Raw genomic sequence first — 26,621 nt, forward strand, 5'->3', positions numbered from 1 at the left:
GGCAGGGTCACCCGCCGCTGTGGGTCGGCTCCGCCCGGCGTCGAGCGCTGCTCGAGAGATCCGGCAGAGCCTTGGCGTACCCGAGAGAAGAGGTGACGCATGTCCGCTCAGCGAGTGCACGCGACCCAGCACTCGGTCCGCGTCGCCGCTCCCGCCGGGGTGGTCTACGGCATGCTGGCCGACGCCCGCCGCTGGCCGGTGTTCCTGCCCTCGCACGTGCACGTCGAGCGGATGGACTTCGACGGGGTCGAGGAGCAGCTGCGGGTCTGGGACGTCGGGACCGACCAGGTGCGCTCCTCCCTCGCCCGGCGCGTGCTGGACCCGCAGGCCCGGTCGATCGAGTTCGAGCAGCGGGAGGTCGCCTGGCCGGGCACCAGCACGACCGGCAGCTGGACCGTGGAACCGCAGGGCGAGGACCGGTCGCTGGTGACCCTGCGGCAGGACCGGCCGTGGACCGCGGGCGATGCGTCCGGCCCGGGCGCGGAAGCCCTGGAGCGGGACGCGCGGGAGCAGCTCGCCCACATCCGGGAGATGGCCGAGCACTGGGACAAGCTCGACGAACTGCTGCTGTCCTTCGAGGACAGCGTGCACGTGCAGGGTCCCCCGGAGCTCGTCTACGACTTCCTCTACCGGATCGAGGACTGGGTCGACATGATCCCCCACGTCGAGTGGAGCAGCGTGACCGAGGACCAACCGGGCGTCCAGGTCGCCGCGTTGAGCACCTGCGCCGAGGAGACCGGTGAGACGGTCACCGTCGAGGCCGTGCGGCTGTGCTTTCCGCACGCCGGGCGGATCGTCTACAAGGAGACCGTGACGGCGGAACTCATCGCGGCGCACAGCGGCGAGTGGTACCTGGTGCCGGACGAGTCCGGCGTGCGGGTCGTCTCGGCCCACCATGTGATGCTCCGCGAGGAGGCCGTCGAGCCGGTTCTGGGCGCGGGGGCCTGCCTGGCGGACGCCCGTCGGTATGTGCGCGAGTGGCTGGGCGGCGCGAGCACGGAGGCGCTGGGCCTGGCCAAGTGGCATGCCGAGAGCACCGTCCAGCGTCTGCGATGAGCACCACGAGGAGTCCGGGGACGGCCCTGGCCGACCCGGCACCGCCGGTGGCGGAGAACGCCGACGCGGCGCTGCGCGCCCGGCGGCTCGACCTGGCGCTGGGTGCCCCGCTCGACCCCGCCAACCCGTACGGACTGCCCGCGCTGACGGCCACCGACCGCGTCACCCTGCCGGCGGCCCCCGCCGGCCTGCGCGCCGAGCTGGTGCCGCGAGCCGCCGGGGGGCACTTCACCAGCGCCGACCAACTCGCCCGCGCGCTGCGCCCGGTGTTCCGCCGGGACCTGGCCCTGGGCCACCTGTGGGCCGTCCACCCGCTGGCGGTCGGCGAGCTGGACCCGGTGCCCGGGCGAGGGGCGGAGCTGGCGGCGCTGCTCGGGGCGGCCGGCCTGACCGCTGCGGCGGGCGGCGTGCTGCGGGCCGCCGCCCGCGTCGTCGACGGTCCGGACCGCCACGAGCTGAACCTGCGGCAGTGGTACCACACGCTCGCCGAGGCCTTCGCGGACCTGCTGGCCTGCGAGAGCCTGACGGCGGTGGCGCTGCGCTCGCTCGCGCTGCCCGCCGACGACGTGCCGGTGCTGGTCGCCGCGGTCGGCTATGCGGTGCCGCAGCTGGTGGGCGACACCCTCGACGCCCTCGAACTGGTGATGAACGAAAGCGGGTTCGGCCACGACCACGCCGAGCGCCGGATGCTCGCCAAGCTGGGCGGGGACCGGGCGCACACCCGGGTGGACTGGGCGGCGGCGGCCGACCGGCAGGCGCGGCTGGTCCGCGCGCTGCCGCGGTTGGCGCACCCCGCGCCGTCCGGTGCCCAGCGCCCGCCCGAGCCGCTGTTCCGGCTCGGGGACCCGGCACCGACCGCCGCCGGGCAGCCGCCGTCGGAGCCGGTGGGCCGACTCGCCGTGGACACCGCGCTCGGCGCTGCCGCGACCCGGCTGGCCGAGGCCGGCGACGTCGACCCCGCCACCGTCGCGCTCGCCCGCACCGCCCGGCGGCTGGTCGGCGAGCAGCGCGCGGTGCGCATCAGCTGCCGCACGGCGGCCGACCGCGACCCGGCCGACCCGGCGGCGCGGGCGCTGGCCGACCGCCAGGCCCTGCTGCTGCTGGCCGCGGCCGTTCTCGGCGTCGGGCAGGCCGCCGGCGCCTCGGGCAGCGGCTTCCTGGGCCGGCCGGACTGGGCGCTGCTCGCGCTCACCCGGATCACCGAGCGGCTCAGCGTCCCGCGACCCGCCATCGAGACCGATCCGCGGCGCGCGGTGTGGGCGGAGCTGGCCCGGCGGGGCCGGCAGGGCGTCGACTGCGACGTCCACGCCACGAGGCTGCCGTGGTGACCCGGACGAGGAAGACGAGGGCCGGAACATGACGTTGGCACAGCCTGCGGCAGGGGCGCAGCGCCTCGCGCCGCCCGAGCACGTCGCCGGTCCGGAGTCCCTGTGGGACCCGGTGTGCGACCGGATGGCGGACACCGGGCGGGCGGTGGTGCACACCACCTGGGGCGAGTGGCTGACCGCCGCGCTGTTCGATCCCGAGCTGCGCCGGCTGCTGGGGCCCGACTGGCCGCGCTACCGGCAGACCCCGGCGGCGGTCGGCCGGTTCCGGTTCGCCGTCGCGCGCCTGGTGGTGAAGTACACGGCCGCAGCGGTGCTGCAGGTCTCCCCGGGCGATCTGGACCTCGCCTACAAGCCGGGCGGCAGACCGTATCTGCGCGGCATCGGCGAGGAGCTCGAACTGAGCCTGTCGCACACCGACGAGCTGATCGTGGTCGGGGTGAGCCGGACCGGACCGATCGGGGTGGACGCCGAGCCGGCCGCCCGGCGGGTCTCCTTCGAGCTGCTGCGCGAGCAGGTCTGCACCGCCCGGGAGGCCGAGGCGATCAGCGCGCTGCCGGAGCAGGAGCGGGCGGCGGAGTTCCTGCGCCTGTGGACGCTGAAGGAGGCGTACACCAAGGCACTCGGGCACGGAATGCGCCGGCGCTTCGGCGCGTTCGGTTTCACTTGGTACCCCGATGGCAGTGCCGAACTCACCGAGGACTCCCCGACCGCGCACGAGTGGGCCTTCGCCACCCACCTCGTCCAGGGGCGGTATCTGGTGAGCGAGGCCCACCGCCGGCTGGGCGGGGTAGAGGTTCGTTTGCGGTGGGATCCAGAGGCGCTCGAGGAAACCGACCTCTGACCTGTGCGATTACTAGGCTCTCCGAGGTCGGGGCACCCCACCGGGAGTTGAGCTGAGGCGACTACCGTGCGTCATGGCATGGGCACCGAAGCCGCTCGGCCGACGTGCGCGGAAACGAGTTCGAGAAGGAGGGTAGGGGGTCGGTCTGCCTCGCCAGCGACGGTGGAGCCGGCGCCCGGGGCAGCGGATGAGCAGTCACCACTCGTCAGCGGACACCGTCCTCGCCGTACTCCTCGAGCTGGACGGCGAGGCGCCCAGGTCCGCGCTCGCCCTCGAGCTGTGCGGGCCGCTCGGCCTCGTGCAGGCCGAAGCCGTCGCCGACCGGCTGGCCGAGCGCCATCGCGGGTACGCCATCGCGCTCGACGGCGGGAGGGGCCGCTACGTGCTGCGCCTGGAGCCGGCGGACACCGCGCCCGGCCCGGTGCCGCTCACAGCCGACCTGCTGGCCGACCTGCTGGCCCCGCTGGCCGGCGTGGACGCCCTGGTGCCGGTCACCGGACACCAGCGCGAGCTGCTGCTGGCGGCCGTGGGCGGGCAGGGCGGGCCCGGACGCCACGTCGAGCAGCTCTCCTGGAACTGGTCCGGCCCGCTGGACCTCGACCGGTTCAGCACGGCCTGGCAGTCGGTGGCCGAGCGGGAGGTGGTGCTGCGGGCCTCCTTCGACTGGACCGGCGCCCCGCGCCTGGTCCTGCACGACCGGGCCACCATCGACATCGCCCGGCGCCCGGACACCGCCATCGGCTGGGGCGACATCCTCAAGGACGACCGGGCCCGGGGCTTCCAGCTGCACCGGCCCGGCCTGCTGCGGGTGACGCTGCTCGAGGCGCCGCGCGGCGCCAGGTCGGGCGGCCGTATGTCGGCCAGCCGGATCCTGGTGACCTATCACCGTGCCGTGCTCGACGAGCGCGGGGTGCTCCTGCTGGTCCGGGAGTTCTACCGGGCGTACGTGTCGGGCGGCGGGCTGCCCGGCGGTGACCGGCGCCCCGACATCCGCGACCACGCCCGCTGGCTGGCCGGTCAGCACACCGACACCGCGCGGCGGTTCTGGGCCCTGGCCGTGCCGCCGCGCGGCGCCGCCGTCAGCGTGGGCCGCCCCGGCGACCCCACCGGGTACACCGGCCCAGGGCGGCTGCAGCGCCGCCTGCGGCCGCCGCAGACCTCGCGGCTGAGGTCCTGGGCGGCGGTGCGCGGCGTCGGCGAGAGCAGCGCGCTGCACGTGGTCTGGGCGCTGCTGCTGTACCGGGCGGCGGGCGCCGACGGTCCGCTCCCGGTCACCTTCGGGGTGCACCTGTCCAGCCGCGAGCTCTCGCTGCCGGGCGCCGCGGGCATCCCCGGGGTGCTCGGCAACCCGCTGCCGGTGACCGTGACCGTCGACCCGGCCGCCCCGCTGGTCGAGCTGCTGTGGCAGGTCCGGGACGCCGCGCTGGACCTGAGCGCGTATGCCTGGGTCTCCGGCGACCTGATCCGGGAGTGGAGCGGTCTGCCCGACGACGCCGAACTCGGCGACACCCTGGTCCAGTTCGACAGCTACCCCGAGCTGCCGCAGACGCTGCGGGCCGAACTCGAGGTCCAGGGCATCGAGGTGGACACCCCGCACAGCGCCGGCAGCGACACCAGCCTGCCGATCACCCTGGTCGCGCAGCACGACGCCGAGGGCGGGATGCTGCTGAGCGCCACCTACGACCGGGCCAGGCTCGCGGACGGCGACGCCTCCGGGACGCTCTCGCAGTGCATGCAGCTGCTGCGCGGCCTTCCCGACCAGCAGGACCAGCAGGCCACCGTCGCCCAGGTGCTGGACCTGCTGGACGCCGAGGTGCCGCGGGTGGCGCGGCGCGGCTGCGGGCCCAAGCGGGCCGCGCCGACGGTGCTGCGCCCCGGCGAACCGCAGGCGGGCGTCATCTGCCTGGTCGAGGTCCCCGGCGTCCCGGCCGGTGCCTACGAGCTGCTGACCGCCGAGTACCAGGGCCCGGAGCGGATCGTCTCGTTCGGCCCGGACGACGCGGCGGGCGGCTGGCCGGCCGAGCTGGGCGACCTGCTGCTGCCGGGCCGGCGGCTGGTCGTGTGCGGGTGCGGGCCCGGCAGCGCGGCCGCCTACGAGCTGGCCCGGCGCGCGACGGCGCGCTCGGGCACCTCCGCGACCGTGGTCATGACGGGGATCGGTGACGCCGTCGAGTGCGCGCGTGCCCTGGCCCGCGCGCTGGAGTGCGTCCGCGCGCGCAGCGGGCCGGAACCGGGAGCGCAGAGCAGCCGCCCGTGAGTCCCGCTCGAGCACTCCTCCGGCAGGCCAAGAGCGGTGCTTGAGCGAGATGCCTGACGGTGTTCGAAAAGCGGAGGAGGGGGCATGGCCGAATCGGACCGCGGAAGACCGGATCTGCGCGTGGAGCGGGGAGAGGTCACCAGCGAGGAACTCGCCGCGCTCACGGTCGCGCTGCTCGCGTTGCGCGCGGCGGGAGCGGGGCGGAGCGGGTTCGGACAGCGACCGCTCAACAACTCCCGCTGGTGGCGCGGGCCGGAGGCGTACCAGGCGCCGCTCAGTTGGCAGTGACGGGATCCCCCACCCGTGCGGAAACGGATCTCCAGAAACGGATCTGACGAAATGTCAATGACAACTGACCTTGCTCCGCTCGAACTCGGGCCGAGCGACATTCGAGGCCGGGTCGCGGAGCTGCACGGCATCCGGGCAGCGGCGGAGAACGGTCCGAGCGCGAAGGCGACCGAGGCGCAGCACGCGAAGGGCAAGCTGACCGCGCGTGAGCGGATCGAGCTGCTGGTGGACCCCGGGTCGTTCAACGAGGTCGAGCAGTTCCGCCGGCACCGGGCCACCGGGTTCGGCCTGGAGGAGAAGAAGCCCTACACCGACGGTGTGGTCACCGGCTGGGGCACGGTGGACGGCCGGACGGTCTTCGTCTACGCGCACGACTTCCGGATCTTCGGGGGCGCGCTGGGCGAGGCCCACGCCACCAAGATCCACAAGATCATGGACATGGCGATCTCGGCCGGAGCGCCGCTGGTCTCGCTGAACGACGGCGCCGGCGCCCGGATCCAGGAGGGCGTCAGTGCCCTGGCCGGGTACGGCGGGATCTTCCAGCGCAACACCCGGGCCTCCGGGGTGATCCCGCAGATCTCCGTGATGCTCGGTCCGTGCGCCGGTGGCGCGGCCTACAGCCCAGCGCTGACCGACTTCGTCTTCATGGTGCGCGAGACCTCGCAGATGTTCATCACCGGCCCGGACGTGGTGAAGGCCGTGACCGGCGAGGAGATCACCCAGAACGGCCTCGGCGGCGCGGACGTGCACGCCGAGACCTCCGGGGTGGCCCACTTCGCCTACGACGACGAGCAGACCTGCATCGCCGAGGTGCGCTACCTGCTGTCGCTGCTGCCGCAGAACAACCGGGAGAACCCGCCGTACGGCGCCACCGCCGACCCGGCCGACCGGCGCTGCGAGGCGCTGCTCGACCTGGTGCCGGTCGACGGCAGCCGGCCCTACGACATGGGCAAGGTGCTCGAGGAGCTCGTCGACGACGGCGAGTACCTGGAGGTGCACGAGCGCTGGGCCCGGAACATCATCTGCGCGCTCGCCCGGCTGGACGGCCAGGCGGTGGGGATCGTGGCCAACCAGCCGCAGGTGCTCGCCGGGGTGCTGGACATCGAGGCGTCGGAGAAGGCGGCCCGGTTCGTGCAGATGTGCGACGCCTTCAACATCCCGATCGTGACCCTGCTGGACGTGCCCGGCTTCCTGCCCGGCGTGGACCAGGAGCACGGCGGCATCATCCGGCACGGCGCCAAGCTGCTCTACGCCTACTGCAACGCCACCGTGCCCCGGATCTCGCTGATCCTGCGCAAGGCCTACGGCGGCGCCTACATCGTGATGGACTCCCAGTCCATCGGCGCCGACCTGACCTTCGCGTGGCCCACCAACGAGATCGCGGTGATGGGCGCCGAGGGCGCCGCCAACGTGATCTTCCGGCGGCAGATCGCGGACGCCGAGGACCCCGAGGCCATGCGCGCCCGGATGGTCAAGGAGTACAAGTCCGAGCTGATGCACCCGTACTACGCGGCCGAACGGGGCCTGGTCGACGACGTCATCGACCCCGCCGACACCCGCCAGGCGCTGATCCGCTCCCTCGCCATGCTGCGCACGAAGCACGCCGAGCTGCCCTCCCGCAAGCACGGCAACCCGCCGCAGTGACCCTGCTCCGCACGCCCTCGCGTCCGGCCGCGGACCCGCGCCGGCGCGGGGGGCGGACCGGAGCCCGGACGTGGTGGTCATCGGGTGTCAGACCGGTCCGGCCGGTCCGACCGGTTCCGACCGTCCACCCTGTCCCCCCGAAGCGGGAAGGCGAGAGCCTTGAAACGTAACGTCACGAATCTGGCGCTGATGGTGTCGATCCTGCTCCTGTCGGTCGTCTCGGCCTGCGACGTGCCCGACCACGTCGGCCTCGGCTGCAAGCAGAGCACCTGCCATCTGAACCTCGAGTCCGGCAAGTCGGTGACCATCGGCGGCCAGACCTTCGCGGTGGACCACCTCTCCGACGACTCGGTCACCCTCGACTCGCACGGCATCTCGCTCACCGTGCACACCGGCGTCGACGTCACCTTCGGCCGCTACCACCTGAAGTTCAATCGGAGTGACAGCGGTTCGGCCGCGCTCGACGTCGGCGGCGGTTGAGACCGGCGGCCGGTCGGTCCGGGCCTCACTCGTTCTCCGTAGCCGGGTCCCGCGGGCTCCCTCGCGCGAGCGATCCGGGGGTCGGCGGATCGCCTCGGTCGGCGATGCGCCACGCGGTTCCCGGCACCCAGAATCCCGGTACGGGAGACATCGGGACCAGCAGCACCCTTGGAGGCGCCCACCATGACCAGCGAGCCGCTGACCTCGCCGCCGACGGCACCTTTCGGCACCGGGGCCGATGTCCTGACCGGGCTCACGCAGGTGCTGGCCGATCTGCTGCAGACCGACCCCGCCCGGATCGACCCGCAGCAGCCCTTCCAGGCCCTCGGCCTGGACTCGCTGCTCACCGCCGAGTTCGTGGCGGGCGTGAACGCGAGCCTCGGCACCCGGCTCGCGGCGGGCGTGCTCTACGACCACCCGACCCCGGCGGCGCTCGCCCGGCAGCTGGCGGCCGAAGGCGCGGCGGCCGGGTCGCGGCCCGACCGCCGGGACCGCACGGAGCAGGCCACGACCGCCGGCACGCTGGTCCTGGAGACGCTCTGCGAGCAGGTGGCGCTGCTGCTGCACTGCGACCCCTGGGAGATCGACCCCGAGACCCCGCTCAGCCAGCTCGGCATCGACTCCATCGTCGGCGCCGAGGTCGTGGCGGTCATCAACCGCACGTACGGCCTCGCCGAGCGGCCCGCCACGCTCTACGACCACCCCACCCTCGCGGCCATGGCGACGTACCTCGCCTCCCGGGTCGGAGCCCCGCAGCAGCCGGCCCCGCCCGCACCGCGCCGCCAGGACCCCGCACCGCTCGCCGTGCCCCGCGCGGCGGCCGCACCGCTGTCCGGCGGTGAACTGAACGCCCTGCTCGACGCGGTGCGCGACGACCTGCTCACGGTCGACGAGGCAGCCGCCCTGCTGGCAGCCCGCGCAGCCTGAGCCGAGGACACCGCATGAACAACTGGGAGATCCTGACCTCGTTCAAGAGCGGCGCGCTGACCCGCGAGCACGCCGCGGCGCTGCTCACCACGGCGCCCATCGCGCCGCTGCTGGTGACCCCGCCGGTCGGCGCGGCGGGGCCGGCGGGGTCCGGCCGGGCCGTGGAGCAGTACGCCGTCACGGCGCTGCACGGGCGCTTCCCGCAGGCCCCGGACCTCGACGCGTTCTGGCGCACCGCCGCCGACGGGCACGACCGGGCCGGCGAGGCGGGGTCGGGGCGCCGCCTCGAGGGGGTCGACGAGTTCGACCCCGAGTTCTTCGGCCTCGACCCGCAGGACGCCGTGCTGATGGACCCCCAGGAGCGGTTGTTCCTGGAGGTCGCCTGGCACACGCTGGAGACCGCCGGCTACACCGGGGCCCGGCTCGACACGCTCAGCGCGGCCGACGGCGAGCCCCGCAGCCTCGGCGTCTACGTCGCGGTCGGTTCCGCCGACTACGGCCTGCTCAGCACCGAAGCGCGGGCCGGGCAGTCGTCCGGGCAGTCGTCCGGGCAGCCGTGCGGGCAGCCGTGCGGGCAGCGGGCCGAACGGTCGCGCCGCGTGCCGTCGGCGGCCTGGAGCCTGCCCAACCGGCTCTCCGCGCTGCTCGACCTGCGCGGTCCCAGCCAGAGCCTGGACACCGCCGAGTCCTCCTTCCTGGTCGCGCTGCACCTGGCGCTCGGCGCCCTGCGGGCCGGGGAGTGCGCGGCGGCGCTGGTCGGCGCCGTCGACCTGCGGCTGCATCCAGCCCGGCAGAGCCCCGAGGGCGGCGAGGGCGTGGGCGCGGTCCTGATCCGGCCGCTCGCCGCCGCGCAGGAGGCCGGGGACACCGTCCACGCGGTCATCCGGGGCGCCGCCGTCGCCCACGCCGGTCGGTCCGGGCCCGCCGCCGAACTGCGGCTCGCCCGGCGGGCGCTCGCCCTGTCGGGCATCGACGCGTCCAGCGTCACCCTCCGGGAGGACGCGGGCACCGCGGCGGCCACCGTGGGCGAGGCGGGCGCGGCCCTTGGTCTGGCGGCGCTGGTCCGGGCCGTGCTGCAGCTGCGCCGGGCCACCCTGCTCCCCGGTCCCGGTGAGGTGACGCCCGCCGAGTGGCCCAGGCCGCTCGACGAGGCGGGCCACGAACTGCCGCTGCGGGCCGCGGTCGCGATCCGCGGCGCGGGCGGGACCGCGGCCCAGGTGGTCCTGGAGGAGTACCGCGGGGCCGGGAGCCGGAGTCCGAGCGGACCGGCCAGGCTCGCCGGCAGGCGCGAGGAACTGGTCCTGCTGTCGGCGCCCACCCCGGAGCACCTCGCCGCCACCGCGCGCCGGCTCGCCGAGCGGCTGTCCCCACCGGACGGCTCGCCGGCCTGCCCGCCGACCCTGGCCGACGTGGCCCGCGAACTGCGGCTGGGCCGGGCCGTCATGGCCTGCCGACTCGCGGTCACCGTCCGGACCACCGCCGAACTCGCCTGCGCGCTCGCCGTGTTCGCATCCGATCCGGACCGGACCGGCGACCAGGTCGGCAGCGCCGACCTGCGCCCCGGGCGGGCGCCGGCCCCGCCGCTGGACGACTTGCCGGAAACCGCGGAGTACCTGGCGGCCCTGTGGCGGGGACAGCGCCTGGCGGCGCTGGCGCGGTTGTGGCTGGCCGGGGTGGACGTGACAGCGGCCGGCCCGGTGGAGCGCGCCCCGGTGCTGCCGCTGCCCGCCACCGCGCTGCTGCGCCGGCCGTTCTGGATCGGTCGCGACACGACGGACGGCCCGAGCCGATGACCATCACCGCGCCGGAGCCGCAGCGGGAGCGCCTGGACCCGGACGAGCAGCCGACCGCGCTGGTCAAGCTCTGGATCTGCCCCAACGACGACCTCCCACCCGCGCTGGCGGGCGTGCTCGCCACCCACTGGCTCGACGAGCAGGAGCGGGGCAACGCGAACCGCTTCCTCTTCGAACGCGACCGCCGCCAGTACCTCGTCGCGCACACCTTGGTGCGGCGCGCCCTGGCACTGGAGGTGGGCGTGGCCGAGGCCGACCTGGTCTTCTGGCGCTCCTCGCGCGGCCGTCCCTTCCTGCGCCCGCTGCCGGGCGGGCCGCCGCGCGGCAGCGCGCATCTCGACTTCAACCTGTCGCACGCCAGCGGGTACAACCTGCTCGGCATCGTCCGCGGGCACCGCGTGGGGGTGGACGTCGAACGGCTGGACCGGGATCCGCAGACCATCGACACCATCGTGCGCACCTTCACCCCGCAGGAGCAGAGCTGGGTGGCCGGTGCGGCCCCGGGTCACCCGCGCACCCGGCGGGCGCTGCGGCTGTGGACGCTGAAGGAGGCGTACTCCAAGGCGCGCGGCCTGGGACTCGGGCTGCCCTTCGACGAGTTCTCCTTCACGCTGGCCGAGGACCGGGTGCTCGACTTCCGGCCGCCCGCCGACGACCTGGGCCGGCAGTGGCGCTTCCTGGAGCTCGAACCGGTGCCCGAGGTGCTCGTCGCGGTCGCCGTGCCGGACGACGCCGACCGGTCGCCGACGCTCCAGCTGCACTACGGATTTCCCTGGGGGCGGGAGGAGGCGCGGCGTTTCGTGCTGCCCGAGCCGGTGGGCGGCCCGCCGGGCTACTGAGCCGCCGGCACCGCGGTCGCCAGGCGCACGCCGGCCTCGATCGCAGCGGCCAGCGCCGGCAGGTCGTCCTGGTAGTAGAAGTGATCGCCGGGGAAGATCCGCAGCCCCAGGAACCGATCGCAGCGCTGCGCCCAGCGGGCCAGCTCCGGACGGCCCGTGACCTGGTCCCGGGCCCCGCCGAACACGGAGACCGGCACCGGCAGCGGCTCGGTGACCGGCGCGGGCCGCCAGTTCGCCAGCAGCTGCAGATCGGCGCGGATGATCGGCGTGAAGAGCCGCCACAGCCGGGGCTCGGCCAGCAGCTGCGGGGGAGTGCCGCCCAGGCGGGTGATCCGGTCCAGCAGTTCGGCGTCCGACAGGCCGCCCGGCGACACCGGGACCGGCGGGCCGTCCGGGCCCGGTGCTCCGCAGGCCGAGATGCCCAGCCAGACCGGCGCGGTGCGGCCCGCCGCGACGAGCCGGCGGGTGAGCTCGTAGGCGACCAGGGCGCCCATGCTGTGGCCGAAGAACGCGAACGGGACTGCGGAGCCGTCCAGTTCGGGTCCCAGCCGGTCGAGGAAGTGACCGACCAGGGCGTCGCCGTCGGTGATGAGCGGATCCCGCAGCCGGGCGCCGTGGCCGGGCGCGTCCAGGGCCGTCACCCGCCAGTGCGGCGGCAGGTGCCCGCGCCAATCCTGGAAGGCCGGGCCGGAGCCGCCCGCGTGCGGGAACAGGAAGAGCCGCAGGCCACCGGACGGCACGGAGGTGAGCGGTTCCAGCAGCGGTTCCGACAGCGGTTCCAGTAGCGGTTCCAACATGGCTCCAGGTGGTCTTGAGTGATCAACAGGCCGAATCGGCAGCCGACTTCGAGTTCCGCTGGAGGACAGCTACACAAAACCGGGTGCGGGGGACGGGCGCGGCTAGGGTGCGTGACGGCCGACTACATCAGGCCATCGAAAGACTGCAAGGGCTCGACGAGGTGCGGAGGACACCGTGAAGATTCAGGTTCTGGGTCCGTTGAGTGCCGAGGTCAACGGGGGATCGATCGTTCCGACGGCCGGCAAGCAGCGGCAGATTCTGGCGTTGCTGGCGCTCTATCCGGGGCGGGTCATGCCGCTGCGCACCCTCATGGAGGAGCTCTGGGGGACGGAGTCCCCGCCGAGCGCCCTCACCACACTCCAGACGTACATCATGCAGCTGCGCAGGAGACTCGGCACGGCGATCGGACCGGGCTCCCCGGCCGGCGCCAAGGACATTCTGGTCACCCGGCACGGTGGCTACCTGCTGCAGATCGACGACGACTGCGTCGACGTGCACCAGTACGAGCGGCTGGCCCGGGAGGGCCAGACCGCCTTCGAGGCGGGCGACAACGGGGTGTCCGCCGCCCGCTTCCGCGCCGCGCTCGACCTGTGGAGCGGCGCACCGCTGGTGGACGTGCGGGTCGGGCCGGTGCTCGACATCGAGGTCATGCGGCTGCAGCAGAGCCGCCTGGTCACCGTGGAGCGGCGGCTGGACGCCGACCTGCGCCTGGGCCGGCACGCGGAACTCATCGCCGAGCTGACCGACCTGACCGCGCGCCACCCCCATCACGAGGGGCTGCACTCGCAGGTCATGCTGGCGCTGTACCGCTCGGGCCGGCAGGCCTCCGCCCTGGAGGCCTACCGCAGGCTGCGGATGCGGCTGATCGACGACCTCGGTGTCGAACCCTCGCAGCAGCTCCAGCGGATGCACCAGGCGATCCTCTCGGTCGACCCCCAGCTGGACGTCCTGGCGGGGCCGCGCCACACCTCGACCTTCGATCTCTTCGCGGCATAGCTTGGCCCCTGACGGACCGGCAGGCTGAGGCGGCGGCCTCAGCTGCCGACTGCCTGCAGCCTCTCGATCGTCTGCCAGAGAACCGCCGGGGTGGCAAAGGTCTCGAGCGACAGCGCCTCGTCCACGAAGCGGACGTCGAACGCGCCCTCCAGCGACCCGAGCAGCTCCACCGCACCGAGCGAGTCCAGACCGGAGTCGCGCAGATCGGTGTCGGCCTCGAGTGGCTCCTCGCCGTCGAGGAACGGCAGGTACTCGCGAAGCAGTTCCTCGAACTTCTGGTCCCACGCCATGGTGACAATCACCTTTCGTCTTGTGCTGGTTGATCGGTTGTCGGTTGATCGATCGGTCGATCGGTCGATCGGTTCTCAAGAGGACGAGCCGGTACCGGCCGGATCGGCCGGGGACCCGTTCCCCGCCCCTGGCCCTGCGACGGACTCAGCGTCCCGTCGCAGGGCCAGGGGCGGGGCTGTCTGCCCGTGGCGCCGTCAGGTCATCGACCCGCCGCGCGCACCGGCCAGTGCCAGGTCCATCGGAAGGTCGCCCCGGCCGTTGATCTGCAACTTCCGGTAGACCTTCGTCAGGTGCTGCTCGACCGTGCTCACCGTGAGGTAGAGCTTGGCCGAGATCTCACGGTTGGTCAGACCCTGCGCCGCCAGCGTGGCCACCCGCTGCTCGGAGCGGCTGAGCCGGCTCTCCGCCCGCTCGTCGCCCGGCTGGGAGGCCAGCTCCCCGCCCGGCTCGCGGAACGGGGCGTCGGGCAGGATCTCCTTGCACAGCGCCGCGGCGCCGCACTCCTTGGCCAGGCTCCACGCCGCCCGGCGGGTGCCCGTTCCCTTCAGCGGCGTGTTGCCCGCCGCCGGCGTGGTCCGGCCGAGGTCGGCCATCGCCCGGGCGGTCGCCAGCCGGTCGCCGGAGCGCTGCAGCTCGTCGACCGCCTGCTCCAGCAGCGAGACACGCTGCCGGGACGAGCCGACGGTCAGCGCCCGCTGGTGCAGGGACTGGCCGCGCACCCAGGCCCGGCGCGCGTCCGGCATGGCGAGCTGCTGCAGCACCAGGCGCTCGGCCTGCTGCGGCTTGCCCAGGCGCAGCAGCGCCTGCGCGGCGTCGCTGCGCCAGGGCAGGAAGGCGGGCCGGTCGATGCCCCGGCTCTGCATGATCCGGCCGATCGCCATGAAGTCGGCGAGCGCGGCCTGCGGCTGGTTGCCGGTCAGGTGGTGCAGTCCGCGGGCGCGCAGGAAGGCCAGGCCGTGCAGGCTGTCCAGCAGCCCGCGCGGCAGTGGTCGGTCGCACTGACGGGAGGATTCGGTGTAGTTGCCCATGGCGCTGTGGGCCTGGATGAGCACCGCTGTCGCCGCGTAGCGGAAGGTGCCCCCGCTGCGCTCGGGGACCGTCTCCAGCGCCCGGGTGGCGTACGAGCAGGCGCCGGCCAGGTCGCCCAGGCGCAGCAGCGCCTGGGCGTGCAGCGTGGCGAAGACCGAGCCCCAGCCCGGCGCGCCGCACCGCCCGGCCTCCTCCAGCAGCTCCCGGCTCCAGGGCACGGCCCGCTTCGGGTGGTCGGAGAGGATCAGCGACTGCAGGGCCTGCACGATCGGCGTCAGGGTCGCGTCGGTCAGGGTGGCCGACAGCAGCAGGCGGTTGGCAGCGCCGGCGCTGGTGTCGAGCACGGTGTCCAGCGGTGAGGCGGTGTCCAGGGGGGCGGCGGCCTCGTCGTCCGCTCCGCCGTCGCGGTGGCGCAGCAGCTCCGAGGCCTCGGTCAGCTGCCCCTGGAGCAGCAGCAGCGGGGTGAGGGGCTGCACCCGCTCACCGTCGAAGCTGCCGGCGCGCAGCACGGCGAGCAGGCCGGTGAGCCGCCGCTCGGCCGCGGCCGGGTCGAAGCGCCAGGTGATCTGGGCCAGCCGGATCGCGATGACGTTGCGCTGCTGCTCGTCCGCGCACACCTGGTGGGCCAGTTCGAGCAGTTCCAGCGCCCGGCGCCCGTCGTCGGTCGCCAGGCAGGCCTCGGCGGCGTCGCCCAGCACCTCGGTTTCCGCGGCGGAGGCCGTCCAGTGGGCGTTGCCGCAGGCGGCGGCGGCCAGCAGGTGCTCGGCTGCCTCGGTCGCCGGGTAGCCCCGGCGCTGCAGCAGGAAGGCGGCGTGGCGGTGCAGTTCGAGCAGGCGGTCGGCGGAGAGCCCACCGAGCACCGCGTCCCGCAGCACCAGGTGCCGCAGCCGCCCGCCGGCGGTGATGCCCGCTGCCTCCAGCGCCGCCAGGCCCTGCCGGACGGCGGCCGGCGTGCTGCCCAGCAGCTCCGCGACGTGGTCCGGCGAGGCGGTGCTGTCCAGCAGCGCGACGGCCTGGGCGACCGCCGCCGTGGTCGGGCCCGCGCGGTGCAGGCAGGCCCGGACGGCCTGGGCGAACGGTCCGCCGGGCTCCAGCCGGGCGTCCGCGTCCCTGGTGTCGGACCGCTCGTCCAGCAGAGCGCGCAGCAGCAGCGGGTTGCCCCCGCTGGCCTCGGCCAGGAACGGGGCGTGGCCGTCCCGGCCGGCCGAGCGGGCGAGCGCGCCCACCTCCTCGGCCTGGAGCAGGCCGAGCCGGATCCGCCGGAACGCGGGCTGGCGCATCAGCTCGGTCGCGAAGGCGGGGTTGCCCGCCTCGTGGTGCGGTGTGCCGGCGGCGACCAGCAGGATGCGGGCCGAGCGGGCGTGGTGCGCGAGGTACTGGAGAAAGGCGAGGGACTCGTCATCGGTGTACTGGATGTCGTCGACGCACAGGACGACCGGGGCGTCCTCGCTCATCTCGCGCAACTCGGCGCAGAAGCTCTGCATCTCCTCGATGCGCGGTGGCGCGGTGTCGGTCACGGTGATGCCGGGCATCGCGATCAGCCGGTCGCTGTTGACCAGCTGGCGCAGGACACCGAACGGGGTGCCGCGCTCGGTGGGGACGCCCACCGCGCACAGGACGACGGCGCCGGCGGTCACGGCCTGTTCGACGACCGCGTGGACGAGCGAGCTCTTGCCGCAGCCCGTGGGGCCCTCGATCAGGACGATGCCGCAGCGGCCTGCGGCGCAGTCCGTGAGGGCCTCGCCCAAGGTTCTGATCGCTGCTGTCCTGCCGACCAACGTCATAGTCACCCCGTCCCAGTTGGTCCACCCCTAAACCTCGACCAGCCTGGGTACGACGCCTACAGCGGCGATCGAGTCCTGACGGAGCAGGGGCTGTGTGGGCCATGACTCGCGGGGGATCGCGGGGATCGCGGGGTTTGCCGGGCGCGGGGTCTGCCGGCGCGGACGGTGCTCAGGGAGCGGACGGCTCGGCGGGGACGGACGGCTCGGAGCGCACCAGACCCGCGTCGCGCAGCTCCTCGACCCAGATCTCCAGATCCGCGCGGGTGTTCACCAGCTCGGTCTCCCAGACGGCCGCCAGCGTACGGGCCGCCGCGTCCAGGTCTCCGTCGTGCTGGCGCAGGGCGATCCAGATGGCCGTGCCCACCGGGCCCCACTGGAAACAGCTGGACGGCAGCGTCTCCGTCACCACATTCAGCCGCCCGTTCATATCGACGCTGACGCTCAGGCCGGGCACCGGTAGAACCCGCACATTCACCTCCAGCCCGCGCGTTGCCGACGGCTCTCATCGTCAACGGTTTTGCCCATGGCGAGAGGCGCCGGAAAACAATTGACATCGGAACGATATGGCGTCGGGCACGAAGAATCCATCGCGGTCCCCGCGGTCAGGGGTGCCAGGCTGCGGGGCCCCCTACCGCAGGCCGCGCGGTAGGGGGGTACCGCACGTTTCATCCCCGTAACGCCGGTCCGGCGGGCCGCCCGGGAGAATTCCATCGAATAAATTTCCGAAAGGCTGGCAGATTCATCGAATTTCCGGCGCGGTGGCCGAGAAAAGCGCTCCGCCGCGCGGCATTGCGTGGTTCTCCGGCCAACCTGCCAGCGGGTGGCCGAATCGCACCGGTGACGGACCGTGGCGCACCGGCGGGGCAGGCGGGGCGAGCGAGCGGGGCGGGGCAGGCAGGGTAGGCGGGTCGGTCGGGGTGCGGGTCGGTCGAGGGTCGAGGACCGGTCGCGGGTCGCTGGAAAAAGCCCGGGCGGACCCGGCGGCGGTTCTACGGTGACCGTGCCGAGCGTGAGGAGGCAGCCATGGACGAGAGGTACGCGACCCTGCACGTGCTGCCCCAGGCGGCCGGACCGGTCGTGCCCCAGGACGCGGACCCGCGGACCGCCGACCGGGAGAACCCGGTCCGCGTCCATGTGGTGGGCGCCGATCCGCTGGCCCGCCTCGGCCTGATCACCCTGCTGGACGGCTGCCCCGGTATCCGCGTCACCGGCGAGAGCGCACCCGGACCGCGCGTCACCGTCGCGCTGCGCACGCAGCGCCCGCATGTCCTGGTGGTCCACGGCCTGCTGCCGGCGGACCAGCGCGCCCACCTCGTCCAGGCCGCGGGCGAGGGCGTCGGCGTGCTCACCATGGGGGGACCCGAGCCCGTCGACGGCTCGGCCGGGCCGGACGGGCACCTGCCCGGGACCGCGACCGCCGGACAGCTGGCCGCCGGCGTCATCCTCGCGGCCGCCGGCTACACCCTGGTCACCGCGGCGGCGGCGCGGCACCGGGCGCGGCCCGCCCCGCGGGTCTCCCAGGTCGGCACCGAGGAGCTGACCGAGCGCGAGTGCGAGGTGCTGGAGCTGCTCGCCCACGGCCTGTCCAACGGCGAGATCGCCGAGCGGCTCACCCTCTCCGAACACACCGTCAAGACGCATGTGCAGAACACGCTGCACAAGCTGCGCCTGCGCAATCGCGTCCACGCGGCCATCTACGCCTTCGAGGCGGGACTGCGCCGGCCCTGCTGAGCCCTGGACGGCTGAGCTCTGGACGCCGTGCCGCGCGGTGTGCGGGCGGCGCTCGCTGCCCTGGCCCGGTCGCGGGCGGGTCTTCGGCCAGCCGATGTCGTCCTCGCCCCGGGTCCGCTGCGTCGGCCCTGGTCGGCCGCCACCGCCCGGGTGGGCAGCACGGCGGGCAGGAACCGAGTGCTTCATGGACCACTCCCGGGCGTGGGCGGGACAGCGCGCGGGCGCTACCGGATTGGTTGTGCTCGAGATACTGGCCGGATTCACTCAAAGTCCACTGGAGGATCGCCGGAGCGGCCGCTGAGCCCCATGTCAGACGGTGCGGACCGACTCTGGCAAACGTTTGCCAAGCTGTTGCCGAGCGCCCTACGCTCGACGCGGCCCCGGTGGCCGGACCGATGCGCTCGCGGCGTTCTGCCCGTGCGTCAACACCGCCCGTGCGTCTACCCAGGGAATGGTCACATGCTTCAACAGCCCGCGTTCGGCCGCTGCTTGAGGAAACTGCGCATGGACCGCGGGCTGTCCCAGAGCGCGCTGGCCGGCGACGGGATGTCCACGGGGTACCTCTCCCGCCTGGAGTCGGGAGCCCGCCAGCCGACCACCCGCGCCGTCTCCTACCTCGCCGACCGGCTCGGGCTGGAGCCGACCGACTTCGAGGAGCCCGCAGGCGGCTCCTCGCTGGCCCACGCCCTGTCCCTGGTCGCCTCGTCCGGGGCGGACAGCACCATCGAGACCCTGCGCGAGGCCCTGGCCGGCGAGGACGACGCGGCACCGGCGCTGCGATGGCAGGCGCTGTGGCTGCTGGCCCGGCACCGCCGGGTCCAGGGTGACCACCGGGGCGAACGGGAGTACCTGACCGGCCTGGTGCGACTCGGCGACGAGGTGGGCGTGCCCGAGTTGCGGGTCCGCGGCCTGACCCGGCTCGCCCGCTGCCTGCGCTCGCTGGGCGAGATCCCCGCGGCCATCGACGCCGCGGTCGCCGCCGACCGGCTCGCCCGGACCGACGCGCTGAGCGCGGAGGACCGGGCCGCCGCCCTGCTGGCCCTGGTGTCGGTGGAGGCCGAGGCCAGCCGGCTGCCCGAATCCCGGGCGCACGCCGACGAGTTGGTCGCCCTGCTGGCCGGCCGGGCGGACGCGCTGTGGGCGGAGGCGATGTGGACCGCGGCTGCCGTGCGGGTGCGGCAGGGCGACTACGCCGGCGCGCAGGACTGCCTGGAGCAGGCGCTGGAGAAGTTCAGCAGCAACGACGACCTGGTGCTCTGGCTGCGGCTGCGGCTCGCCGCGGGCCGGCTGCACCTGACGAAGGTCCCGGCCCAGCCGGAGGCCGCCGAGCGGTGCATCCTGGCCGCCGAGTCGGCGCTCGTCCTGGTCGGCACGCCCGGCCTGCGCCAGGAGCTGACCGCGCTCAAGGCCGACCTCGCGTTCCTCACCCGGCGCTATGACGACGCCCGCGCGCTGCTCGGCGAACTCGCCCTGGAGGAGCCGCGGATGACCTACCGGGACTGGGTGCGGCTGGACATCATGCGCCACCAGCTGCGGATCCTGTCCGGTGATGACACCGGAGTCCAGGGACTGCGCGCGCTGGCGGAGCAGGCGCAGGCGGACGCCAACATCGATCTGGCGGCGGAGATCTGGCGCATCCTCGCGGAGTCCCTCGCGCAGTTGCAGCGTGGCGCGGCCACGGCCTGACGGCCTGGCGGATCCGACGTCGTGGGCGTCGTAATTGATTCCGGCTGCCTGGTTGGCGGTCCACGACTGGTGCGCGAGGTGAGCGCCGCGTGTCTCAGGCGCTGATCGGTGCGCCTGTCACGCGGTGGCGTCGCTGTGCGGCCTATGCCCGTGCGGCCTATGCCCGTGCGGCCTGTCGACCGTCGGCCGTGCTCCCGGAGCTCCGGTGCGGCGCTGTTCCTGACGGGTGCGGCTCGATGCGCTGAGCACTGCCGGGGCGCCATCAGACGGAGACCGAAGCGGCGGAGACGGCGGCCGGCCAGCCGATGCCGTTGCCGTTCGGGGTCACGGAGGCGGCGGGCCAGCCGATGTCGCTGGGGGAGACGGCGGCGGCCGGAGTCACCGAAGCAGCGGGCCAGCCGATGTCGTTGGGCGTCGCGGTGGTGAGCGAAGCGGCGGAGACGGCGGCCGGCCACCCGATGCCGTTGCCGTTCGGGGTGACCGAGGCGGCCGGCCAGCCGATGTCACTGGGAGAGGCCGCGGCGGCGGCCGGAGTCACCGAAGCAGCGGGCCAGCCGATGTTGCCGGCGGCCGCGTTGCCGACGCCGCTGCTGGTGAGCACCGCGACGGTGAGGGCGGCGGTGGCGACGGCGAACCGGGCGATGCTCTTCATGGCTGGCTCCTCTGTGACAATTTGTGCTGCCCGCTTGGCAACCTCTTGCCAAGAAGCTTGGTAACAGTGCCTCGAGAACCTCAGGAAAATCGCTCGAGATGCAGTGGAGCAAAGCAAGGGAATGGCGGGGGAGGCGCGGGCGAATCCCGCCCGCAGCTTGCCGCTGCTCTCCACACACCTGCGCTGAGCTGGGATGACTCGGCTCCTGGCAGCATTGTCACGGCACTTTGGCAGCGGTTGGCACGCTCTGGCAATGCTTGGAAACTCCTCGCATCTGGAGCCAGAGAGGCCGGAGTTGGCACCGGCAGATCTCGAGTATCCCTGGAGCGTACGTTGCCAACGCGGCCATCTTCTTGTCAAACTATTGCCATGCCGCCTGGCAATTAATTGGCAATGGGCGGCCCCGAGACCGGGGAGGCCCTGGAATGAACGCTCCGACGTCCCACCGGGAACGACGGGTCCACCTGAACACCGCAGGTGTGGGCCGGATGCCGACCGCCGTGCGCGACGTGCTCACCGGCTACGCCCGCCACGAGGACCGGTACGGGCCCTACGAGCTGGAGGAGCAGTTCGAGGAGGTGCTGCAGACCCAGATCCACGAACGTCTCGCCGGCCTGCTCAACGTGCCGGCCGCCGACACCGTGCTGTTCACCGGTGCCGCCGCCGCGTTCGACTCCCTGGTCTCGCGCATCCCGCTCGGCCCGGGCGACCGGATCTGGACGACGCCCTACGAGAGCGCCGCCGGCCTCACCACCCTGTACGCCCTGCGCGACCGCACCCGCTGCCGGATCGACGTCATCCCGCTGCGCGCCAGCGGCGACCTGGACCTGGAGTGGATGGCCGCGCACATCGACGAGGGCGTGGCCCTGGTCTCGGTGACGCACGTGCCGTCAGCCTGCGGGATCGTCAACCCGGTCGAGGCCGTCGGGCGCATCCTCGCCCCGTACCGCTGCCTCTACGCCGTCGACGCCTCGCACGCCGTCGGGCAGCTGCCCGTGGACGCCGCGCGGATCGGCTGCGACCTGCTCACCGGGGACGGCTGGAGGTTCCTGCGCGGCCCGCAGGGCGTCGGATTCGCCGCTCTGTCCCCACGGCTGAGGGCCACGCTGGCCCCGGACGGCGTCGAGCCGTGGATCCGGCCGCAGAGCGCGGCCGTCGCGGCCCTGAACACCGCCCTGGCCCACCACGCGGCCGACGCCACCGGCGCGGACCTGCTGCCCGAGCTGCGGGCCACCATCGCCGAGGTGCCCGGCATCGAACTGATCGCCCCCGGCGAGGTGCAGTCCGGCATCCTCGCCTTCCAGCACGCCGAGCTGCCCGCCGCCCTGATCCGCCGGCGGCTGGCCGCCCACGGGGTCGTGGTCTGGAAGACGGTCGCCCAGGAACTCCCGCTCTACCTGCCGGGCCGCGACGTCAGCACGGCGGTGCGCGCCTCCGTCCACCACGACAACTCCCCGCAGGACGTCGCCCTCTTCGGCGAGGCGCTGCGGCAGGTGCTGCGGGAGGAGCGCACCCGCACCCTGTCGGCAGCCCGGGGGCTGGGCGCGGTCCGGGCAGCGGGCGAGGGCGGCTTCCCGCAGCAACGGGGAGGCGGGCAGCGGCACTTGACGCTGTGCCCGGCGTCCTGAAGCGGTGCCGCCGAGGTCAGCCGGCGACCCTCAGCCGTGTGCGGCCGGTCTTCGGCGGGGCGGCCTGGTAGTCGGGGATGAGGATGGGTGGAACGCCTTCGCGGGCAGCCCGGGCCATGGCGGCCTGCATCTCCAGTTCGGTGTGGTAGCCGGCGATCGTGGGGTGGAGGCGGTAGCGGTAGCCCTTGCGCAGGACCAGGCCGCGTTCGACCAGGAGCGTCATGCCCCGGCTGACGACGGACGGCAGGATCTGGAGTTCCTCGGCGATGTCCTGCTGGGTCAGCGGGACGACGCCGCCGGGGTTCTGCTTGTCGACCATCACCGACAGGATGTTCGTGGCGGTGGGGGTGAGTTCCAGGCGGCGCAGTATCCCGAACAGGTTGGTGACCATCAGCATGCGGTCGGCTCCTTGTCAGCGCTGCGAGCGGTGTCCGGTCCCACGATGTCGGGGAAGCCGTTCTCCAAGGCGAGGGCGCGGAGCTCCTGCAAGAAGGCCTGCTGCTCGTCTCCGTTGCCTTTGTACGCGATCAGGGGGTTCAGCTGCCACATCCCTCGACCGACGGGTCGGATGTAGTTGCGTGCGGCGAGGTGCTTGAGGGCGGGGCTGACGCTGCTGCGGCTGCTGCCGATCTCGTCCGCGATCTCGCGCTGGATGGCGTGGGCGACGCCGCGCTCGGCCCGGCCGACGATGTTGGACAGCACCGCACACTGAAGCTTCGTCACCTCGCCCGACAGGAGGGCCTGCGGCAGGACGTAGCGGGCGAAGTAGCGGCTGAGCAAGGCGTAGCCGTCGGATCCGAGGACCTCATGAGAGGCACGGCGGTAGAAGCGGGTCCGAGCCTCGTACACGCCGCTGGGCAACTCGCCCGTGTAGCTGCGGATGATCTCGTCGGCGAGGTCGCGATGGTGCTTCGCGCCCGCCGGTTCCAGGGGCGGTTGCTGACCGCGCTGGGTGTTTCGCCTGCTGCTGGGGCTGCGTTGTGCCTCGGCCATGACCTCGATCCTCTGCTGGTGATGGCCGGAGACTACGCGTCCTTCGCAGTGCTGCGAAGGAATCTGCACAACAGTGCGAAGGACGTGTCGCGGTTGATCGAACAGGTTCCACCGATGGTCTTTCTTCGCAATGGTGCGAAGGATTTTGGGGCAACTGCTGAATGTTTCGTAATCGTGCGAAGGATATGGGCCTAGTGTCGGCGCAGCGTGACATTAGGCGGGTCCTAGTGTCGGCGGGGGGCGACCTTTGATTTTCCAAGTTCGCAGGTCAGACCGCCTGTTCCGAGGAGCCCCTCTTATATAAAAAGGGGCTCCTCGCCGACTCCCGACGCTCACCGACCGGGGTCTCGGTCGGTGAGCGTCGGGATGCCCTGTTCCGGCCAGTCGTGCCTTGGCATGGCAGCTCGGTCCGGTGTCGCTGTGAAGCACCTGGCGAGGTGCGGCCCCATCGTCTGAGCAAGTCCGGCCCCTACCACCGAGGCGTCCGACTCCGCCGCCCGTGTTCGACATCAGCCCGAGCACGGTCACCGCCGACCGGGAGCCGGCTGTCGGCAGCACCAGGACCATCCACCTCCAGGTGGCGACCCGAGCACCCCCCTGTCGGTCGGTGAGGCAGCTCCGCATGAACGGTCCCGGTCCCGGCAGCAGCCCGGCCAGGCCGCCACCGGGGGAGTGACCCGCAGTGCGGCTGCGTCAGCTCCTGCGGGAGGGGCCGCCCCGGGCACTGTCGTAGGTCTGGGGCTCGGAGGCTTCGGCGGCCACGGTCCGGGCCCTGACCCAGAGCGCGAAGAACACCCGTCGCACGGTCGGCCGGACCCGGTGCTGCTAGCCGAGACCCGAACCCGGCGTGGCGCTGCCGTCTGAGGTCGTTTCGGGTTTCGTGTAGAGGACTTCGCGGACCTGCTCCGCGGCACGCAGGATGCTTTCGCTGATGAAGTCGCTGAAGCGGGCGATGTTCTCCAGGCGGGCGGCGGCCGGGCTGTCGCGGCCGAGGATGCCGACGCCCTGCCGTGCGGTCTCGGCGACCTGGGCGACGCCGCGGGCGCTGGCGATCGTCGACTGGTACCAGACGTCGTCGTCGACGAAGTAGCGCTCGCGGCGGCGGTCGTCGCGTTCGCGGCGGATGAGGCCCTGACCTTCGAGGAACGCGATCGCCTTGGAGACGGACGCCGGGCTGACCTGGAGGTGCTGGACGAGTTGGGACGCGGTGAGGCTGCCCGCGTCGGCGACGAAGAGGCAGGTCAGCACCCGGGCCGTCATCCTGGGCAGGCCCTGCTGCATCAGGAGGGTGGTGAACGCCTCCTCGTACTCGCGCAGGGCCTCGTCGTCGCGCCCGTGGCCCTGCGGCGGCGCCCCGTTTCCTCGGGGCGGGGTGTGCTTGCGCCGGTGGGCGCGGTGCTCGGTGGCGCGGTGGGCCACGTCGGCGCGGTAGGCGGTGGGGCCGCCGTTGCGCATCACCTCACGCGTGATCGTCGAGGTGGGGCGGTCGAGGCGTCGGGCGATCTCGGCGTAGGCGAGGCTGTCGGCCAGCCCCAGGGCGATCTGCTGGCGTTCCTGCTGGGTGAGCCTGCCTCCCGGCATCGCGATCTCCTTGGTGGTCCTTCGTGGCGGTTCGGGACCCCCACTATAGCGTTCGCTTCTCATCCATTGCAACGATCGGAGCGACTCCCGTTGCATTGCTCTCAAGCTCGTTGCAACAGTTTCCTGTCTCTCACCTGCGCAGATGCTGCTTCTGCGCAACAAGCATGTTGTCGGATCCCGGAAAGCAACGTAGCGTTTCCAATGTCAGAAACAAGGAACGAGCACCGGAGAGCACGATGCAGAAGTTCGAGACCCCCGCCCCGATCGCCGCCGTCCTGGAGATCGCCGCCGGACGCGTCCAGTTCATCGCCGCGGACCGCACCGACACCACCGTCGAGGTCCGGCCCGCCAACCCCGCCAAGAGCCGCGACCTGAAGGCGGCCGAGCAGACCACGGTCGAATTCGCCGACGGCGTCCTGCGGATCCGCACCGCCGATCCCAAGAACCAGTACTTCGGCCCCTCCGGATCCCTGGAGGTCACCGTTCAGCTGCCCACCGGCTCCCACGTCGAGGGCAGGACCGCCAGCACCGAGCTGCGCGGCGTCGGACGACTCGGCGACGTCGCCTTCGAAGGCGCGTACCGGCAGATCAAGATCGACGAGGCCGCGAGCGTGCGCCTCACCGCGGTCGACGGCGACGTCGAGGTCGGCCGGCTCAACGGCCCCGCGCAGATCAGCACCGCACGGGGCGCCATCCGGATCGCCGAGGCCGTGCGCGGCGCGGTCGTGCTCCGCACCCAGATGGGCGACATCTCGGTCGGCGCCACCGCCGGCGTCTCGGCCGCCCTGGACGCCGGCACCGGTCACGGCCGCGTCAGCAACGCCCTCAAGAACGACGGCACCGCCGAACTCGACATCCGCGCCACCACCGCCCACGGCGACATCACCGCCCGCAGCCTCTGAGCTCAGGGGCCCGCGACCCACGTGCGGGCCCGAGAAGTCCAAGCCGAACCAGACGCCCAACACGACCAGGGGGAACACATGACGAAGAACAGCACTGCCTCGACCAACTCGGAGTGGACCGGCATGGTGCCGGTCGACGACACGGCCCTGGCCGTCACCGACACCGGCGGTCCCGGCATCCCGGTGCTCTACCTCAACGGCCAGTTCGCCACCCAGGGGTACTGGCGGCGGGTCATCGCCGAACTGGGAACGGGATGGCGGCACATCACCTACGACGAGCGGGCGCGCGGCACGAAGTCGAAGCGTTCGGCGGACTACTCCTTCGAGGCCGCCGTCCGGGACGTCGACGCCGTTCTCGCGGCCAGGGGTGTGGACCGGGCGCTGGTGGTGGGCTGGTCCTACGGGGCGTTCGTCGGGGCGCACTGGGCCGGCCGGAATCCGGAACGTGCCCTGGGCGCGGTCATGGTCGACGGCGCGTACCCGTACGACTGGCTCGACGAGGCCATGGAGCAGCGGATCCGGAAGCTGTTCCGGCGGATGGGCTGGTTCACGCCACTGATGCGCCCGACGGGCCTGACCCCCCGGATGACCGCCGATCAGCAGGCCGACTGCAACATCGAGCTCGGCAGGCTCTCCCGCGAGCGCGAGCTGAGCCCCGTGCTGGACAGCATCACCGTCCCGGCGCGGTACGTGGTCGCCTCGGGGGCCTCCCTGGGAAGCCGCGGTGACGAGCAGGAACGGATCCGCACCAGCCTCGCCGCGGTGACCGCCCGCAACCCGAACATCAAGATCAGCGCGAAGGTCGCCAGCAACCACGGTGCGATCCTGAAGAAGGACTCCCCGGCCATCGCCGAGGCCGTCCGCGAGGTCGCCGCCCTCGACCGCAGCCGGCGCTGAAGTCCTGACCGGACCTCGACGGCCGCCCGTACTGATCAGGTGGGTCTGTCCGCGCGACCGACGCTGCCGTCGTCCGTAACCGATGCGAAGTCCCACCGTCAGGCCTCCGACAAGGCCTGAGGCGGCCCCTTCCGCCGGAGCTGACGCGGCCGCACGACGGCGCGCAGCCGCACCGGGAGCCGTGCCGCTGGTGCTGCCCG

24 protein-coding genes are annotated in these 26,621 nt (G+C 73.2%); 16 read left to right on the forward strand and 8 right to left on the reverse strand.

The annotated features are described in order from the left end of the window. The first annotated feature begins 99 nt into the window (after positions 1-99). The 10 genes from OG403_RS36295 (at position 100) to OG403_RS36340 (ending at position 11,453) form a co-directional block, all read left to right on the forward strand. Positions 100-1,056, forward strand: a complete 957-nt coding sequence (locus OG403_RS36295; protein WP_329572811.1) for an aromatase/cyclase — start codon at positions 100-102, stop codon at positions 1,054-1,056. Then, positions 1,053-2,384: a hypothetical protein gene (locus tag OG403_RS36300; protein WP_329572813.1), complete on the forward strand. Its 1,332-nt coding sequence runs from the start codon at positions 1,053-1,055 to the stop codon at positions 2,382-2,384. Before OG403_RS36295 ends, OG403_RS36300 begins: the two co-directional genes overlap by 4 nt. A gap of 28 nt (positions 2,385-2,412) precedes the next feature. Next, the gene (locus OG403_RS36305; RefSeq protein ID WP_329572815.1) at positions 2,413-3,225 is read left to right on the forward strand and encodes a 4'-phosphopantetheinyl transferase family protein; all 813 of its coding nucleotides are present in this window, start codon (positions 2,413-2,415) and stop codon (positions 3,223-3,225) included. A 187-nt stretch (positions 3,226-3,412) separates the two neighbouring features. Then, complete coding sequence (locus tag OG403_RS36310; RefSeq protein WP_329572817.1) at positions 3,413-5,482, forward strand: condensation domain-containing protein; 2,070 nt, start codon at positions 3,413-3,415, stop codon at positions 5,480-5,482. Between the two features lie 84 nt (positions 5,483-5,566). Beyond that, the gene (locus OG403_RS36315) at positions 5,567-5,770 is read left to right on the forward strand and encodes an acyl-CoA carboxylase epsilon subunit (RefSeq protein WP_329572818.1); all 204 of its coding nucleotides are present in this window, start codon (positions 5,567-5,569) and stop codon (positions 5,768-5,770) included. A gap of 57 nt (positions 5,771-5,827) precedes the next feature. Further along, positions 5,828-7,414: an acyl-CoA carboxylase subunit beta gene (locus OG403_RS36320; protein WP_329572820.1), complete on the forward strand. Its 1,587-nt coding sequence runs from the start codon at positions 5,828-5,830 to the stop codon at positions 7,412-7,414. Positions 7,415-7,573: 159 nt separating this feature from the next. Beyond that, on the forward strand, positions 7,574-7,894 hold the full coding sequence (locus OG403_RS36325) for a hypothetical protein (protein WP_329572822.1): 321 nt from the start codon (positions 7,574-7,576) through the stop codon (positions 7,892-7,894). A gap of 183 nt (positions 7,895-8,077) precedes the next feature. Next, positions 8,078-8,821: an acyl carrier protein gene (locus OG403_RS36330; RefSeq protein ID WP_329572824.1), complete on the forward strand. Its 744-nt coding sequence runs from the start codon at positions 8,078-8,080 to the stop codon at positions 8,819-8,821. 14 nt (positions 8,822-8,835) lie between these two features. Next, positions 8,836-10,614: a beta-ketoacyl [acyl carrier protein] synthase domain-containing protein gene (locus OG403_RS36335; RefSeq protein ID WP_329572826.1), complete on the forward strand. Its 1,779-nt coding sequence runs from the start codon at positions 8,836-8,838 to the stop codon at positions 10,612-10,614. After that, positions 10,611-11,453 (forward strand): 4'-phosphopantetheinyl transferase family protein, encoded by an 843-nt coding sequence (locus OG403_RS36340; RefSeq protein WP_329572828.1) that lies wholly within the window; start codon positions 10,611-10,613, stop codon positions 11,451-11,453. The genes OG403_RS36335 and OG403_RS36340 overlap by 4 nt, the downstream gene beginning before the upstream one ends. Here OG403_RS36340 and OG403_RS36345 read toward each other — a convergent pair. After that, the gene (locus OG403_RS36345) at positions 11,447-12,250 is read right to left on the reverse strand and encodes a thioesterase II family protein (protein WP_329572831.1); all 804 of its coding nucleotides are present in this window, start codon (positions 12,248-12,250) and stop codon (positions 11,447-11,449) included. The genes OG403_RS36340 and OG403_RS36345 overlap by 7 nt on opposite strands. 175 nt (positions 12,251-12,425) lie before the next feature. On the opposite strand from OG403_RS36345, the gene OG403_RS36350 reads away from it, so the two are divergent. After that, positions 12,426-13,247, forward strand: a complete 822-nt coding sequence (locus OG403_RS36350; protein ID WP_329572832.1) for an AfsR/SARP family transcriptional regulator — start codon at positions 12,426-12,428, stop codon at positions 13,245-13,247. Between the two features lie 38 nt (positions 13,248-13,285). On the opposite strand, the gene OG403_RS36355 is transcribed toward OG403_RS36350, so the two are convergent. The 3 genes from OG403_RS36355 to OG403_RS36365 form a co-directional block, all read right to left on the reverse strand. After that, the gene (locus tag OG403_RS36355) at positions 13,286-13,537 is read right to left on the reverse strand and encodes a phosphopantetheine-binding protein (protein WP_329572834.1); all 252 of its coding nucleotides are present in this window, start codon (positions 13,535-13,537) and stop codon (positions 13,286-13,288) included. A 195-nt stretch (positions 13,538-13,732) separates the two neighbouring features. Continuing rightward, on the reverse strand, positions 13,733-16,351 hold the full coding sequence (locus OG403_RS36360; protein WP_329572836.1) for a helix-turn-helix transcriptional regulator: 2,619 nt from the start codon (positions 16,349-16,351) through the stop codon (positions 13,733-13,735). A 169-nt stretch (positions 16,352-16,520) separates the two neighbouring features. Beyond that, positions 16,521-16,820 (reverse strand): PqqD family peptide modification chaperone, encoded by a 300-nt coding sequence (locus OG403_RS36365; RefSeq protein WP_329572838.1) that lies wholly within the window; start codon positions 16,818-16,820, stop codon positions 16,521-16,523. Positions 16,821-17,374: 554 nt separating this feature from the next. Between OG403_RS36365 and OG403_RS36370 the strand changes: the two genes are divergently transcribed. Both OG403_RS36370 and OG403_RS36375 read left to right on the forward strand, forming a co-directional pair. Next, positions 17,375-18,082, forward strand: a complete 708-nt coding sequence (locus OG403_RS36370; protein WP_329572840.1) for a response regulator transcription factor — start codon at positions 17,375-17,377, stop codon at positions 18,080-18,082. A 459-nt stretch (positions 18,083-18,541) separates the two neighbouring features. Further along, positions 18,542-19,768, forward strand: a complete 1,227-nt coding sequence (locus tag OG403_RS36375; protein WP_329572841.1) for a helix-turn-helix transcriptional regulator — start codon at positions 18,542-18,544, stop codon at positions 19,766-19,768. 262 nt (positions 19,769-20,030) lie between these two features. On the opposite strand, the gene OG403_RS36380 is transcribed toward OG403_RS36375, so the two are convergent. Continuing rightward, positions 20,031-20,420: a hypothetical protein gene (locus OG403_RS36380; RefSeq protein ID WP_329572843.1), complete on the reverse strand. Its 390-nt coding sequence runs from the start codon at positions 20,418-20,420 to the stop codon at positions 20,031-20,033. Between the two features lie 425 nt (positions 20,421-20,845). Between OG403_RS36380 and OG403_RS36385 the strand changes: the two genes are divergently transcribed. Continuing rightward, a complete protein-coding gene (locus tag OG403_RS36385) occupies positions 20,846-22,048 on the forward strand; it encodes an aminotransferase class V-fold PLP-dependent enzyme (protein ID WP_329572844.1) in 1,203 nt (400 codons plus the stop codon). 16 nt (positions 22,049-22,064) lie between these two features. Here the strand turns inward: OG403_RS36385 and OG403_RS36390 are convergent, their stop codons facing one another. From OG403_RS36390 to OG403_RS36845, 3 genes are all read right to left on the reverse strand, one after another. Next, positions 22,065-22,445, reverse strand: a complete 381-nt coding sequence (locus OG403_RS36390; RefSeq protein ID WP_329572846.1) for a helix-turn-helix domain-containing protein — start codon at positions 22,443-22,445, stop codon at positions 22,065-22,067. Next, the gene (locus OG403_RS36395) at positions 22,439-23,041 is read right to left on the reverse strand and encodes a replication/maintenance protein RepL (RefSeq protein ID WP_329572848.1); all 603 of its coding nucleotides are present in this window, start codon (positions 23,039-23,041) and stop codon (positions 22,439-22,441) included. Before OG403_RS36395 ends, OG403_RS36390 begins: the two co-directional genes overlap by 7 nt. 825 nt (positions 23,042-23,866) lie before the next feature. After that, positions 23,867-24,622, reverse strand: coding sequence for a helix-turn-helix domain-containing protein (locus tag OG403_RS36845; protein WP_442911109.1), 756 nt, complete (start codon positions 24,620-24,622; stop codon positions 23,867-23,869). A gap of 236 nt (positions 24,623-24,858) precedes the next feature. On the opposite strand from OG403_RS36845, the gene OG403_RS36410 reads away from it, so the two are divergent. Together OG403_RS36410 and OG403_RS36415 are read left to right on the forward strand one after the other, a co-directional pair. Next, complete coding sequence (locus OG403_RS36410; RefSeq protein WP_329572850.1) at positions 24,859-25,524, forward strand: DUF4097 family beta strand repeat-containing protein; 666 nt, start codon at positions 24,859-24,861, stop codon at positions 25,522-25,524. Between the two features lie 78 nt (positions 25,525-25,602). Continuing rightward, positions 25,603-26,421 carry an alpha/beta fold hydrolase gene (locus OG403_RS36415; protein ID WP_329572851.1) on the forward strand — a complete coding sequence of 273 codons (819 nt, stop codon included), beginning with the start codon at positions 25,603-25,605 and terminating at the stop codon, positions 26,419-26,421. The last annotated feature ends 200 nt before the right edge of the window (positions 26,422-26,621 follow it).

The sequence above is a fragment of the Kitasatospora sp. NBC_01266 genome (assembly GCF_036242395.1).
Lineage (GTDB): Bacteria > Actinomycetota > Actinomycetes > Streptomycetales > Streptomycetaceae > Kitasatospora.